Below are 14,000 nucleotides of genomic sequence, written 5' to 3'. Positions count from 1 at the left end.
GCCGTATTGAAAGTCGTGATTACTGCATCGTGCATGCGCAGCTGTGAAGCATCCTGAATGGTCAGCTTGGATGCCTGAAAGAAATAAAGCGTCACAGCAAAAAAACATGCTTGTCAGTCAGGATGTTTTCGCGCTAGGGTCGAAACATGATGATCGTTTGCGCAAATTCCAAAGGCGGCGTGGGCAAGAGCACCCTCGCGACGCACCTTGCCGTGTGGCTCTTCGACCTTGGCTTTCAAACGGCGTTACTCGACACGGACAAACAACGGTCGAGTTCGCAGTGGATTGTTGAGGCGGAGCCCAAAATCACCGTTCGTGTCGCTGACACTCCCGAGGAATGCCTTTCTAACGTCCAAGAATTGCTCTCCAGCCACGATTTTGTGATAGGGGACGCTCCAGGCGGGCTCGAAGATTTGAGTCGCACCTTGCTCATTCTCGCGGATCTCGCAATTTTCCCGATTTCGCCCTCGATTCTCGATGTGAGGTCGGTCGCTGGGGCGACGACAGTCCTTCGATACGCCCAGGGAATCAATGGCGGTAAACCAGAGGGGCGACTTGTGCTCAATAAGATGAAGACCCGGGACACTATTAGTAAAGAACTGAAGGAGGGCGCTCCGCAGCTTGGACTTCAGGTCGCCCAGCACGTTGTTCGTGACCTGCAAGCGTATCGCGATGCGGCGCAACAAGGGACGGTGGTTGCAAGATTTGGCCGCAAAGGTGCGCAGGCAGCAGCCGATCTCGATGGACTATTTCGAGAACTTGTGGGAGATATCGTTACCGTAAAACAACACGCAAGGAGGCAACGCGTAGGCAATGGCTGAGAGAAGATCAATTGGAGCGGCGATGGAAATGACGCCGGAGAAGAGGGCGTTCATTAGTGGGCAATCGAAGCCACCAGGGGTTTCAATGACGCCGGTCTCGGCAAAGGATGCTTCCGAGCAAACGATAGACGTTCAACCTTCGAACAAGAAGGTTGAAGCCGATAAAGACTCGTCACCGCGGCCCCAACGTCGGAATAGGCGCTCCACGCATGATACGCCAAGTTCCAGCCAGGTTCTCGATCAGATGCTTGTGCCGGTGACGATTCGGCTCCCACGCCGGACTGCTCAGTCGCTGAGACGAGCTCACTTAGAACAAAGGTTGAAAGACGCCAAGCCTGATACACAGCAAGAAATTGCCGAGGAAGCGCTTGTGGACTGGCTAGCCAAATATGGCTATCTCGACTAGTTCGAATCAACGGCCGCCAGTGGGACCAATTGAGTTTTTTGTGAGATTGTTTGATCTCTCAGGTACGCCTGATACCTCTCAAGGGCCTCCGAGTAGGGAGTTGGCGGGAGGCATGACGGCAACGCTACGGAAATCAGTTTGCCGTTAATTCGGAAAAGGCAACTGATCGCAAATTGGAAACTCTCGCTTGCATTTTCGCCGGTCGTATGAACGAGCACCGCGCCGTCTTCTAGCGTATTGGGGATCGATTCATCCGTTGTAACGACTGACCAGCACCCATTGAAAGCCTGGAAATAATCTCTCGCTTCTGCCGGGGTGGCTCCATCTTGGTAGAACTTCGCAAGCGCGACGCGAACGTCACTACTCAAAGGGTTGAAGACGAAAGAGTACCCCAGCCTTTGGAATAATGCCAAATAAGCAGATTTTAGTAGGCACCCTTCGATTACGCCGTCGGGTACGAAGGTTGAACCGCTCACTTGCATAGGTTGAATATCTGATGGGATGAGCTTTGGATCTCTCAAAAATGGTGTGGCGACGAGATTTCTGTTTCCATCGAAAACACCGGCCTGCTGAAATCTTTGCTGAGCTCTCCTGTCAGAGAAGAATAACTCAACTTGTTCGCCTTGCGGGGTGGTAAGTTGCCAATTTCGGACTCGTCGAAGAAGTTCTTGCGGAGTGGTCATCGGAAGATTCAGCAGGTCGATCAGCAGCGGCTCAATCGTTCTTCCGAAATACCCATCGACGTCTTTGCGCTGAATGACTGTTTTGCGTGAGGCAGTGTGCAGAGCTGCATTCAACACGTGGCCGTTGGAGAGTTCTGCGTTCTCATCATCGCGGAGCGTGATTGGGCAAACGAACCTCTGTACTGCCTTGCCTGTGACTGCCGTATAGTTGGCGACAAACCACGCTAACTCTTGCGCATTGATGGCCATCACTATCTCCTGTGGACTAGAATGTGCGACAAATCGCATCTCTGGAATGGCGTCTCGCCAGGCTCTAAAGCAGAAAGCCACCGCCCTCGCAAGCCTGATCTGCTTGGGTCAGTCAATCACACGCCCGATGAAATCGATCATTTGCGCCGCTTCTGTGTTGGCGAAGCGATCGCGGATGTCAGTGCAGTCGCTGCTCGGAAACATGAACATGAAGTTATCGTCCGAATACAGTTCGAGCACCGAAGTGCTGTAATCGCTTTGAGCAGCCGCATCAAAAAGCGATTTTGACGCTGTGTGCACGCCGCCTGCCAATAAGTCTGCAAGTTGCAGGGAGGTCGAGGCTTTCGAGTCTGCCTCAACAATCTGTTTTAGTTGGAGCGGAAAGGAAATGCTGGCTACATCCGAGATGCGAAAGTCGGCGACATCGGTGTGCATCATGCTGACGATTGCATCATGATACTTTCGCATCGCGGGCGATGCGTCATGCGTCAATGTATATTCACCTCCGGAGCGAGATTCCAGCTGGCTCACTAAGCCGAATAGCAACGAGGATGCGACGTTGGTACTTGTATTTGGGCTTGATATCTCACGTCGAAATTCGGGGTGATTGTCCGCTACCGGTGTCAAAAGATCGCCAAGATGTTCGTTGCTTCTGAGCGTGCGTGCATGGCTACAGAGGGCGTCAATGTCAACCGACTCTTTGGTTGCAGATGCTCTGATATAGAGACGCATCAAGGATTCGAACTCCTGGGCGCCAAAAATCGTTGGCCCAGTTCGGCACAGAACGCTTGCCATCGCGTGGTTGAATCCGTCCTTATAAAAGTCAAATCCTCTCGCGCAAAAAGAGGGCTCGATGCAATCATCCAGGAACTTCAAGACGCAGAGGTACTGCTTGTCCGCTACAAACGAGATTCCACGATGAGTCTGAAGGCATTCTCGCTGTACTGCCAGCAGTGCCGACCAATTCTGCGAGCGCCTAGCGAGCGCCTGGTGCTTCAACTCGGGGGACTGCAAGCTAGGGAAGTATTGGGCTTTTAAGGCTTTCGCGTCGTCTTCGCTGATGAATAGTGCTGACAGCACAAGGAATCGTTGTTCCTTGTTCAGGAGGTCGCGTCCGGTGTAGCCCGATTCGTCAAGAAAGGCCTGCTGCATAGCTGCGCCTCGCCGTTGACCTGTATGGAAGTAATAGGGATTAGGCGGGAGGGCTTGAGTGTCGTTTGGGCAGAGCAAGGCCAGTTGCAAAAGTATCGGTCAGGCTTCGGCAATAATAGGCATAAATATGCTGAAGTTGGGTTGTTTGGCGGTGGCCTTAATGGGCTTGGTTCAGTTCGATTGTCGCGATCCGATTAACTGTTGAAATCGCATAGGGCTTTCATACTAAGCTCCCATCCGATAACTCGCTTCAGCATTCGTGCGGTGCCTTGGATAGTCACTGCCATGCAACTATCATCGCTACAGTGGCGATGCATTGGGGATTGTGGTCGTCTCTGGGTGAAATCGCCGAGCGGAATAATCTCCCAAACTACCCCGTCGTTTGGTTGAATGATTGCAGACCTGCACACACGTAAGGAATGACTGGTGAAAGACCCTATTCGCGATACGCCACTACGAGATCCGGGCCAGTCACTGAGGGAATCGCTTGATGATTTGCTGTTGGATGTTGCGTACCCATGGTTTATGACGGCAATTTTGGCTGCCGTGATCGCTGGGATGGAATGGTGGCGGTGGTGGTTCGTCTCCCCGCCAGTTCCAAAAACATTGACGTTCATCGCCGTCGTTATCGTTGGCATCGCGTCGTGGAAATGGCGCTCTGTCAAAGCTGAGGCGAGACTTATCAAAACCGGTCTCAAGGGAGAACGCTCAACAGGGCAGTTGTTGCAGAGCGAGTTGCTGCCCGTGGGCTACGAAGTCTTTCACGATTGTTGTTTCGATGGTTTCAATGTTGATCATGTGGCAATTGGTCCGGGCGGCGTTTTTGCTATCGAAACTAAAACTCGTTCCAAGCCGCTTGGTGACGCTCGCGTCACTTACGACGGTCAGCGGGTGCTAGTCAACGGGATGGAACCGGACCGAGACCCAGTAGTCCAGGCACGCGCGGGAGCATCGCGTATCCGAGACGTATTGACGGAATACGCCGGATTTGAAACGGAAGTGCGCGGCGTAGTCCTCTTTCCCGGGTGGTATGTTGAGTCGAAAGGCAAGGCTCAAACGTGGGTTCTGAACCCGAAGGCTTTCATCTCTTGGGCTCAGAAGGAACCTCAGCGGCTGACGCCAGAACAGGTCCGCGTGCTCGCATTCGGTTTGGCACGCTACATTCGAAGCACTTTGGATGCGTGAAGGGCGATCGCCAATTCAAGCGATGTATCGCTGGTCTGAAGGCTGCCGGTGTTTGTCTACGCAATCACTGGTGATGAATGAGCGTGGCGCAGTACAAGACTCACTGACTTGTATCGCTCAGCAGTCGCTGAGGTGACTGTCACGATGAGGCAGAAAACACCAGAGCAATGGCAGCCTGCTCATGGTTGGGCAGCATGTGTCGATAACGCTGAACCATTTCTTCCGTCTGGTGGCCGACCCAACTATTAATGATTCGCTGATCAATGCCAGCTGCGGCTGCATTGCTGCAGAATGAGTGGCGAAAAACGTGCCAACCTCTCAGCTTATTCCATTTGGTATCGCTTAGTGTTTGCTTAAAGTAGTCGTGCGCGGTATCGGCATCGAGCGGCTGGGGAGCGACCATTCGGTGTCCGCGCGTTGCCGACGCCTGATGCCAGAATGTCGAACCTGTCCCCGGGTGCGACGACACGAGACTCTTCATAGCGTCGCGGAGCGGTGGAGACATCGGAACGCGGCGAGTCGTTACTTTATCGTGCGATCTCTTCCGCTCGTGAATCGTGATGACGTTTTCTACAAAATCAATATCCGTCAGTTTCGAGCGAATCATCTCCGATCGTCTGGCGCCGGTGTGGGCCGCAAACATAAACATGGGGTGTACCGCCGGTTGCTTGCCAAAGGCCTTGACTCTTTCCAAGAGCTCGTTGATTTCGCGTGTCGATAGAAAGGCGCATTCCCAAAGTTCGGCAGCCTCGGCGACAGATGCATTGAGCACGCGTTTCTGAACTTCAGCAAACGTCATAAAAGGCAATTTCTCTTCGCCTTTCGGATACTTTAGCCCCCTCGAAGGAAACTCCTTTTCAATCAATTCGTGCTGGCGGCCCCAATTCCAGACGGTTCGTAGCGTGACGATGGCTTTCTTAATCGTCGTAGATTTGACTCGGTGGCCGTGAAGACCTTTGTCCTTTGATCGCTCTTGGATGTAGCCTTGGAGCTGCGAAAGCGTGAGTGACTGAATGAACAGAGTTTTTCCAAAATGCTTTTCAAGCTGCCTTTGGTGAATCTTCATCCCGGCAATTGTTGACTTCTCCAAGCTCCCTTCGGGAAGATTGGCCCAAAACCGCTCAAAGAGACAGGCGAGCGTTAGCCCACTAGCAGTCGGAGTCTGCGGCGGAACGGAAGCAGAGAAGGCAGTCGCATTACGGCGAACGTCTGCCAGTAAAAATCCGGCTAGGTCGCCATGCTCGGGTGCCTGCAACGTACCGAGCTGCAGGCGATGGAGATTATCCTCCAGGCGAGCCAACGCTGCTTGGGCTGTTTTTTCACTTTTGGTTTCGAGCGAACGAGCGTACTTAATGCCAGCGTAGCGAAAGACGATACGGTAAGCGCTTCCACGTTTTTCGAGCGATGCCATGACGCGATTTTCCTCGCGAGTTGCGAGAAGACCATCGACGCATCGCAATGCGAGAGCAACACTGTCCCCAGATTGTCCCCAGTGGTCGTTCGCACCACTGAGGACCACTTGCAGTTATTTGTTGCAAGTCGTTGGGACGAAAGAAGTACCGGAGGCCGGACTTGAACCGGCACGCCCTTGCGGGCACTGGATTTTGAGTCCAGCGCGTCTGCCAATTCCGCCACTCCGGCATGAGTTACCGACCGAAGTCGGCAGGCATTCCAATAACCTACGTCGATTTGGCCCGGCGTCAATTGCCTCAGGCTCAATTGCCGGCATCGACGCCGATTTTTGGGCTGAATTCCCGCGGAGCAGCCGGAAAAATCGGCGTCCGCCGTCAGCTGAGTGAAGCTTGCCCTACCACAAGTGCTCCACCCGCGCCGTCAGTCCGTTCAGCATGATCGTGTCCGACACGCCGCCGTAGTTGCTCGACTGCACCGCGTCGATGTAGTCGCTGGTCGTCACGGCGTTGAACCAGAACGACTGCGTGTACCCGGCGGCGAACCGCCAGCGGCCGCGGGGGCCGGTCCAGGCGACGCCGACTTCGTAGTCGAGCAGCGTCGTGATGCGTTGGTCGTTCCAGTTCGCCTGCACGAACGTCGAGTCGAGGTCGACGTTCGTCATCGAATAGGTCGAGCGAAAGCTGCCCGCCATCGGCGACAGGCTCGTGCGGCCGTAGAGTGACAAGCCACGGCTGCCGATGTTGCGACCGCCGTCGAGGGCCAGCTTCATACCGCCGCCGTCGAAGTCGACGTCTGATTGCGTATCGATCTGGCCCGACAAGAACTCGCCGGTTTGGCCGAAGGATTGTTCGAGTTTGCCGTAACGCAGGCCCAGGCCGCCGTTGATCCAGTAGCGCTCGCCTTGCCGCAGCCGCGTGCGGTACTCCAGATCGGCGAGTTGGAAGTCGAACTCGCTCCGAGCGGTCAGCCCGGTCGCCGACGCGCCGAGGTTGAGTCCCGGAAAGTGGACTAACGAATCGACGGAACCCGGAATGCCGTTAATCGTTGGCGGGCCGATTGAATTCGATGCATCGCTCTCGAAGTAAGTGTACGAAGCGGCGATGCTCGAGTGTTGGCTCATCGCCATGTCGCCGCCGATGCGGAAACCTGGGTTGTAGCCGATGTCGGTCTGAGCGATCTGACCCAGCGGCACGCCCGGAGTGCGAACCTGTTGGGCGTGAGCGACGTCGACGCCCGTTGGATTGAGGTACAGAAACTCGCCGAAGAACGAGAACAAGATCGGCGGCGGAGTTTCGACGACTTGCATCGCGACCGGTGCACACGGCGCGAACGGGACGCTGCACGCCCCATAGGGTTGAGCTGTGCCGCCAATGGCCGTTTGCCACGGCACGCCGCCCGCGACCGTCGGAGTTCCGCCGATCATCGGCCCGCCCGCCATCGCCGGGCCGACCAGTTGCGGCTGTTGCTGTACAATGATCGGCGGCGTCGTAGGGACGTCGCCGATCGCATCGAGATGGACGGCGCCGTCGGCTCCCATCATCACTTGCGCGGCCGCCTCGCCACCCATGCAGACGATGGCGGCGACCAGCGCAGCGAGCATCGGCGCCCGTCGGCGAAGCGTCACGCAAAGTTTTGAAGCGGCGGCGAATTTCATAGCAGCTCAGCGATCGGCTGGAGTAGCGCAGAGCGCAAAGTTCGGCCTCGTCGGACGAAGAGGCCGCGCGACTTTAATAGAAATCGCCAGATTTCGAGTCAATGCCAGCAAGAACCGCTAGCACCTCAAGTAGCCGCGGGTCAACGACCCGCCGGAGCGAAACAAAAGAAAGTTAACCGGCAAGGACGCCAAGAGCGCCAAGGAAAAGCGGGAAGTTTGAAACCGTCGACGGCCACAGGTGAGTGAATATGAGACAAGGAGCGCAGTCGCTGGCTAGGGCGTTACTTATCGATCTCTGCTTCTCATTTGCGTTCATTCGCGTTTATCGGTGGTTCCTGATTTCTTCCTTGGCGCTCTTGGCGGTTGCATTTGGTGTTTGGGGCCTTTGTTTCACCGCTCCGGCGGGTCGTTGACCCGCGGCTACTGCGATATGCTAAATCGCATGCCGCCGTCACCCGCCACCGATCTGCCTGCCCGCTTGCTCGCCGCTTGGCCGGCGGCCGCGTGGAGCGACGTCCACGTGCTCGTCGCCCTCTCCGGCGGGCCCGATAGCGTGGCCCTCCTCCGCGCGCTCCTTGCCGCGAAGCAGCAAGTCGGCGGCGCCGGGAAGCTCTTTGCCGGACATGTCGACCATTCTTTGCGCGGCGACCAATCGACCGCCGACGCCGAATGGCTGGCCGCCGAGTGCCGCCGACTCGGCGTGCCCCTCTTCATCGAAAAAGCGAACGTCGGCGAAGTTGCCGAAGTCCGCGGCGACGGCATGGAAGAGGCCGCGCGAACCACGCGCTACGCAATCCTCACCCGCATGGCGGAGACGCTCGGCGCCCGCTTTGTCGCCCTCGGTCATCACCGCGACGATCAGCTTGAAACGATTCTCTTCCGCTTGCTCCGCGGTTCAGGCCTCCGCGGGTTGGCCGGAATGCCCGCCACCCGGCCGCTTTCGCCGAGCGTCGTCGCCGTTCGCCCGCTGCTTGGCGTTGGCCGCAGCGAGATTGCCGACTACTTGGCCGCCATCGGCCAAGCGTCGCGGGAGGACGAAACGAATCAAGACGCGGAAGTCGCCGCCCGCAACGCCGTGCGGCATGAGCTGCTCCCTCCCATTCGCGGGCGTTTCGGTAAAAGCGCCGAGGCCGCGATCTTGCGCACCGCCGAGCAAGCCGCCGCCGCGCAATTGTTTATCGACGAGCAAGCCGCGGCGCTGCTAGCTGAATGCCAGATGGTTCACGAGCGGTCGGCTGCTGGCGATACCACCAGTGTCACGTTGCAGACGACACCGCTTGCCGAAGCGGCGCCGCTTCTCATCAGCGAAGTCCTCCGCCAAGCCTGGCGCACCGCTGCCTGGCCCGAGCAAGCAATGACCTACCATTGGTGGCGTCAACTTGCCCAGTTTGCTCAATCGCCGGAAAACGCGTCGCCTCTCAATCTCCCCGGCGACATCCGCGCCAGCCGCCCCGCGCCAGGAGTGCTATCACTGCGTCGCGGGACGTTGTCTTGACCGCCAGACGCCGCCGCATCTACTATCCGTAGCTCAGTTTGCGCAAATATCGCCGCCCGCTCCGCGCTCATGACGACGCGCGGTCGTGCAGCGCGTGACAAAACAGATCCATCGTGGCCAAAGCAAGGAAGCTGCCGCCATCGTTAGCCGCGTAGTCAACGTCTGTTGGTCGGTCTTCAAATTCGGCGTCGGGCTCGCGCTCGTCGGCGTCGTGTTGATCGGTCTCTACATGTACGTGCGGATGGATGATGAGATCCGCCGTCACGTCGAGGCGTTCATCGGCGAGCGCTATCCGCACCTCGACGTTAGCGTCGGCGGCGCGCGATTGATCGAAGGTCGCGGCATCGTCGTCTACGACGTCGAGTTCGTGCCGAAGGGCGACCGTCAACTTCGCGACGAACTACTCGTCGTCGACGAACTCCTCATCGTCTGCGACGTCGAAATCACGACGCTCATGCGCGGCACGCCGCCGATACAGCGCGTTGAAGTGAAGAATCCGCGGATGTCGCTCTTCCGCACCAAAGAGGGCGTTTGGAACTTCGATCAACTCATTCCGCACCATCCCAGCGGGATGCCGATTCCCCCGGTCTCTATTCGCGGCGCCGAGGCGACGCTCGCCAACGACGCCGCACCCGACAGCCAGCCGATTGTGTTGCGCGACATCGACTTGACGGTGACTCCCACGGCGCAGCCCCCGGCCACGGGCGGTTGGCCGTCGCTCAAAATCGAAGCGACTGGCGGCGGACCGCAACTCAAGCAGTTCGAACTGCGCGGCACGGTCGATGGACCCCAGCAAGCCGTCGCGGCGACGGCGACGCTCAAGGGGATTCAGGTGGACGAGCAACTCGTCGCGTGGATCCGCCCTGCCCTTCCTCCAGCCGTCGCCGGGACGCGCGTCGCCGCCCAAGTTGACGGCACCCTGAGCGTCGCCTGGCAGCGCTCGAGCGGCGCGCTGCCGACGGGTAACGTCGCTTTGCAAGTTCGCGGCGGTCGCGTCGAAGACCCGCGTCTCGCTCGCCCGATCACCGAGCTCTCCGCACGAATCCAACTCGATCCGCAGGGCCTCAAAGTCGAAGATCTTCGCGCCAAGTGGGGCTCGTCAATCCTGGCCGTGGCGCTCAACCGCCGCGGCTGGGCGCCGAACGCGGGCGTCGCGCTCACTGCCCGGCTCGACAACGTGCCGCTTGATGCGGAACTTCGTCGTACGTTGGCGGCAGCCGCCGATCCGCAGTATGGCCCGCCGATGAAGATTGCCGGCGTCTTGGGCGAGGAGTGGGACAACTACTCGCCGCACGGTGTCGTCGACGGCGCGCTCACTGCCCGCTTCGACGGCACGAAGTGGTCGCCCGCCGCGACGCTTAACGGGCGCGAGTTGTCGTTCGAATCAGAAAAGTTCGCCTACCGTCTCAACGGCGGCGCCGGCACGATCTCGTTCAAACCTCGCGACGACCAGCGCGGCGCGCCCGCGCTCCTCGACGTCAACCTATTCGGACTGACGACCGGCGGGCAGCGCGTCAACATCGTCGCTCAGGTGACTGATCCCAAACCGGGCGCCGCTGGTTGGGCCAAGATCTCCGGGCAAGACCTCGAAGTCGACGACCGCGTCATCGCCGCCCTCGATCAGCGTATTGCCGAAGAGACTGACGGAACCGCTCGCAACGTGATCGCCTCGATTCACCCTGCGGGAAAATTCAATCTCGACTATTGGCAGATTCAGCGGCCGAACCCCGGCGACAAACCGCAGGTCTCGATGCAGATTAGCGTCACCGACGGCCGCGTGAACTATGACGCTTTCCCCTACCCGCTGCAGAAGATCCAAGGCGTCATCTCCGCTCAAGACGATCAGTTCACCTTCACGAATTTCCAGTCAGGCGGCCGGCAGACGATCAACGCTCGCGGTCAACTGATGCCGGTCCAACCGGGCGGCCCCCACGAACTCTGGCTCCACTTCGAAGGCCAACAGGTTCCGCTCGACCTCAGCCTGTTCGAAGCGCTTCCCGAACCAGTCCGCAACGGTTGGAAAATGCTTCAGCCGAACGGCTCGATCAACGTCACCGCCGACGTGCGCCATCGCATGGGCCAAGGGGCGCCGACGTTTAGCATCGTCGTCGAGCCGCAAGCCAATTCGACGCTGCGCCCGCAATTCTTCCAGTACTACATGGAAGACGTGAAGGGAACGATTTCGTACTACGACGGCACCGTGACGATCGACAACCTCACCGCACGCCATCAGGATGGCGTGACGCTCGGCACCAAGGGGCGTGGAACGTTCACGACCGACCGCGGGTGGGAGTTCATCCTAAGCGGCCTGTGGGCCGACGGCATCAAGGTCCGCCCTGCGCTGATGACCGCGATGCCCGAGAAGCTCCGTCGGCTCATCGATTCGCTCCGCCCCAGCGGCGGCACGTTCGCCCTCCACGGCAGCGAACTAGCCTTCCGCCAGGCCGCCTCTGCGATCTCGCCGCTCGAAACGACGTGGGATCTCAATCTCGAATGCCACCAGACCGATCTCCACTGCGGCATCGACGTCGAGAGCGCTTCAGGCTCGATCCACCTCCGGGGACGCTCGAACCAACAGCAGAGCTTCAGCGAAGGCGAACTCGATCTGGAAAACGTCAACTACCAAGGCATTCAGCTCACTAACGTGAAAGGCCCGATGTGGGTCGATGAAAGTCGCGCCCTCTTCGGCAAATGGGCGACCGAGCAAACCGGCCAACCCGAACGCCGCGTCTCTGGCAACGTCTACGGCGGTACGATGGTCAGCAACGCCTGGGTTCGCTTCGCGCATGCACCGCAGTACAGCGCGGAAGTCGCCATCGCCGGCGCCGACTTGAACCGCATGATGGTCGAACGCTTTGGCGCACGGCAGTCGTTCTCGGGCAAGATCGACGGCAACGTCGCCATCGCCGGCGAAGGCCCGTCGCTGGCCCGCCTGACCGGCGAGGGAAAAGTCCACATCCGCGAAGCGAACATCTACGAGCTGCCGATCTTGGTCAGCCTGCTAAAGATCCTTCGCCATGGCGCCCCCGACAGCACCGCGTTCAACCAAAGCGACATCGAGTTCCGCATCCAGGGCCCCCACATCACGCTCAGCCGCATCGACTTCCTCGGCGACGTCGTCGACCTCTATGGCTACGGCGAGACCGGCTTCGACGAACACGTCAAACTCCTGTTCCGCGCCGAACTCGGCCCGCGCGAGTACGCCCTCCCCATGGTCAAGCACATCGTCGGCCAAACGACCAGCAACCTGATGCAACTCTACGTCGACGGCACGCTCACCGATCCCAAAGTCACCACCGAAGCCTTCCCCGGCTTCAACCAAATGATCCAGCAGATTCGCACCGACTTTGAAAACGGCAACGGCGCGGCGCCCAGGCAGGCGACGCGAACCGACCCATTCGGCAGGCCGATTGGGAAGTAATCGAAGAAGTGGTGAGTAGCTCCCCGCATTCCTGAACCCTGAACCCCGAACCCCGAGCCCTGACCCCTCAAAAAAAGCCTATCCTTTAACGCCCCCCACAGCCCCGATCCTCAATCCCTCACCGGAGGCGCAGATCATGAACGTCAGCGCAACCACAGGAGCCTTCGCCAGCGCGGCGGGCGCCCCCCTCTCGCAACTCGCGGGAGCGGAGACGGAACGAGCCTCGAAAGATGCGGCGGTGCAGCAGCGCCAAGCCAAGTCGGACGCCAAATCCGAAGCCGCCGCCGGCATCGGCGAGACGGAGCAAGATCAAGGAACATCTGAACGCGACGCCGACGGCCGCCGCTTGTGGGAACTCCCCTCCGAAGCCGGCCGTCCCGGCGCGGAGCCGGCGCCGCCGATCGAACACCATCAAGTCAAAGACCCCACCGGCATCGCCGGCAACTCGCTAGATCTCACCGGCTGATCTCTTCATTTCCCCTCCCTGGGAGGGAGGGGCTAGGGGAGGGATTCCCGACGCAACCACACCGCAGCCGCCAAGCATCCCACCACGCCAACTACAATTCCCCAACCAACCCGATAGAATAACCCGGCCGCAAGCAATATCTTCCCCACTGCCCACTGCCCACTGCCCACTGCTCACTCCCACTGCCCACGCAGCCATCTGACTCAGCTCCCCATGCAGTTCACCAAAATGCACGGCGCCGGCAACGACTACATCTATGTCGATTGCTTCCGCCAGCCGACGCCCGCCGACCCCGCCGCGCTCGCCCGCGCCGTTTCCGACCGTCACTTCGGCGTCGGCGCTGATGGTCTCATCCTCATCTGCCCCGTCGACGGCGCCGATGCAGAGATGCGAATGTTCAACGCCGACGGCTCATACTCGGAAATGTGCGGTAACGGCATCCGCTGCGTCGCGAAGTTCGTCCACGACCACGGCATCGCCGTCCGCGACCAACTCCGCATCACCTCCGCCGGCAAGCCGTTCGTCCTCGATCTCGAAACCCGTAGTGGCAAGGTCGAACGCGTTCGCGTCGACATGGGCGAGCCAATCCTCACCGCCCGCGACATTCCGACGACGCTCGCCGGCGATCCGCCGATCGACGCCCCGTTTGAAATCGCCGGCCGCACGCTCGCCGTCACCTGCGTCTCGATGGGCAACCCCCACTGCGTCACCTACGTCGAAAGCGCGACCGACGAACTCGTCCTCGGCGTCGGCCCGCAAATCGAAACCGATCCCCGTTTCCCCCGCCGCACAAACGTCGAGTTCATCGAAGTTCTCAATCGCGAAACGGTTCGCCAGCGCACCTGGGAGCGCGGCTCGGGCGAAACGCTCGCCTGCGGCACTGGCGCCTGCGCCGTCTGCGTTGCCGGTGTCCTCACCGGCCGCACCGAACGCCGCATCACGTCAAAGCTTCTCGGCGGCGATTTGCAACTCGAGTGGGACGAAGCCACGAACCACGTTTACATGACCGGCCCCGCCGCCGAAATTTTTACAGGCGACTGGCCCGCGTAAGAATC

At 59.3% G+C, this 14,000-nt stretch carries 11 protein-coding genes and 1 tRNA gene; 7 read left to right on the top strand and 5 right to left on the bottom strand.

Going from position 1 to position 14,000, the window contains the following annotated elements; all coding sequences use genetic code 11:
* Positions 1 to 146: 146 nt before the first annotated feature.
* The gene (locus ACQY7R_RS09630) at positions 147 to 821 is read left to right on the top strand and encodes a division plane positioning ATPase MipZ (RefSeq protein WP_428305389.1); all 675 of its coding nucleotides are present in this window, start codon (positions 147 to 149) and stop codon (positions 819 to 821) included.
* A 22-nt stretch (positions 822 to 843) separates the two neighbouring features.
* On the top strand, positions 844 to 1,227 hold the full coding sequence (locus ACQY7R_RS09625; protein ID WP_428305388.1) for a hypothetical protein: 384 nt from the start codon (positions 844 to 846) through the stop codon (positions 1,225 to 1,227).
* Here the strand turns inward: ACQY7R_RS09625 and ACQY7R_RS09620 are convergent.
* Together ACQY7R_RS09620 and ACQY7R_RS09615 are read right to left on the bottom strand one after the other, a co-directional pair.
* On the bottom strand, positions 1,224 to 2,159 hold the full coding sequence (locus tag ACQY7R_RS09620) for a hypothetical protein (protein WP_428305387.1): 936 nt from the start codon (positions 2,157 to 2,159) through the stop codon (positions 1,224 to 1,226). The genes ACQY7R_RS09625 and ACQY7R_RS09620 overlap by 4 nt on opposite strands.
* Before the next feature lie 108 nt (positions 2,160 to 2,267).
* The gene (locus ACQY7R_RS09615) at positions 2,268 to 3,311 is read right to left on the bottom strand and encodes a DUF3800 domain-containing protein (protein ID WP_428305386.1); all 1,044 of its coding nucleotides are present in this window, start codon (positions 3,309 to 3,311) and stop codon (positions 2,268 to 2,270) included.
* Positions 3,312 to 3,737: 426 nt separating this feature from the next.
* On the opposite strand from ACQY7R_RS09615, the gene ACQY7R_RS09610 reads away from it, so the two are divergent.
* On the top strand, positions 3,738 to 4,496 hold the full coding sequence (locus ACQY7R_RS09610) for a nuclease-related domain-containing protein (protein WP_428305385.1): 759 nt from the start codon (positions 3,738 to 3,740) through the stop codon (positions 4,494 to 4,496).
* A gap of 139 nt (positions 4,497 to 4,635) precedes the next feature.
* Here ACQY7R_RS09610 and ACQY7R_RS09605 read toward each other — a convergent pair whose 3' ends face one another.
* The 3 genes from ACQY7R_RS09605 to ACQY7R_RS09595 form a co-directional block, all read right to left on the bottom strand.
* Positions 4,636 to 5,907, bottom strand: coding sequence for a tyrosine-type recombinase/integrase (locus ACQY7R_RS09605; RefSeq protein WP_428305384.1), 1,272 nt, complete (start codon positions 5,905 to 5,907; stop codon positions 4,636 to 4,638).
* Between the two features lie 146 nt (positions 5,908 to 6,053).
* Positions 6,054 to 6,137 (bottom strand) — tRNA-Leu (locus tag ACQY7R_RS09600).
* A 166-nt stretch (positions 6,138 to 6,303) separates the two neighbouring features.
* A complete protein-coding gene (locus tag ACQY7R_RS09595; RefSeq protein WP_428305383.1) occupies positions 6,304 to 7,563 on the bottom strand; it encodes an Lpg1974 family pore-forming outer membrane protein in 1,260 nt (419 codons plus the stop codon).
* Between the two features lie 442 nt (positions 7,564 to 8,005).
* Here ACQY7R_RS09595 and tilS point away from each other — a divergent pair, with 442 nt between their 5' ends.
* The 4 genes from tilS (at position 8,006) to dapF (ending at position 13,995) form a co-directional block, all read left to right on the top strand.
* A complete protein-coding gene (gene tilS, locus ACQY7R_RS09590) occupies positions 8,006 to 9,058 on the top strand; it encodes a tRNA lysidine(34) synthetase TilS (RefSeq protein ID WP_428305382.1) in 1,053 nt (350 codons plus the stop codon).
* 94 nt (positions 9,059 to 9,152) lie between these two features.
* Entirely contained in the window at positions 9,153 to 12,479 is a 3,327-nt protein-coding gene (locus tag ACQY7R_RS09585; RefSeq protein ID WP_428305381.1) for a hypothetical protein, read from the top strand.
* 136 nt (positions 12,480 to 12,615) lie between these two features.
* Positions 12,616 to 12,945: a hypothetical protein gene (locus tag ACQY7R_RS09580; protein ID WP_428305380.1), complete on the top strand. Its 330-nt coding sequence runs from the start codon at positions 12,616 to 12,618 to the stop codon at positions 12,943 to 12,945.
* A gap of 213 nt (positions 12,946 to 13,158) precedes the next feature.
* Positions 13,159 to 13,995, top strand: coding sequence for a diaminopimelate epimerase (gene dapF / locus ACQY7R_RS09575; RefSeq protein WP_428305379.1), 837 nt, complete (start codon positions 13,159 to 13,161; stop codon positions 13,993 to 13,995).
* Positions 13,996 to 14,000 lie beyond the last annotated feature (5 nt).

The organism is Lacipirellula sp. (assembly GCF_965279485.1).
Lineage (GTDB): Bacteria > Planctomycetota > Planctomycetia > Pirellulales > Lacipirellulaceae > Lacipirellula.
Note: the sequence above shows the minus strand (reverse complement) of the source record. Positions and strands in the feature narration are given on the sequence as shown.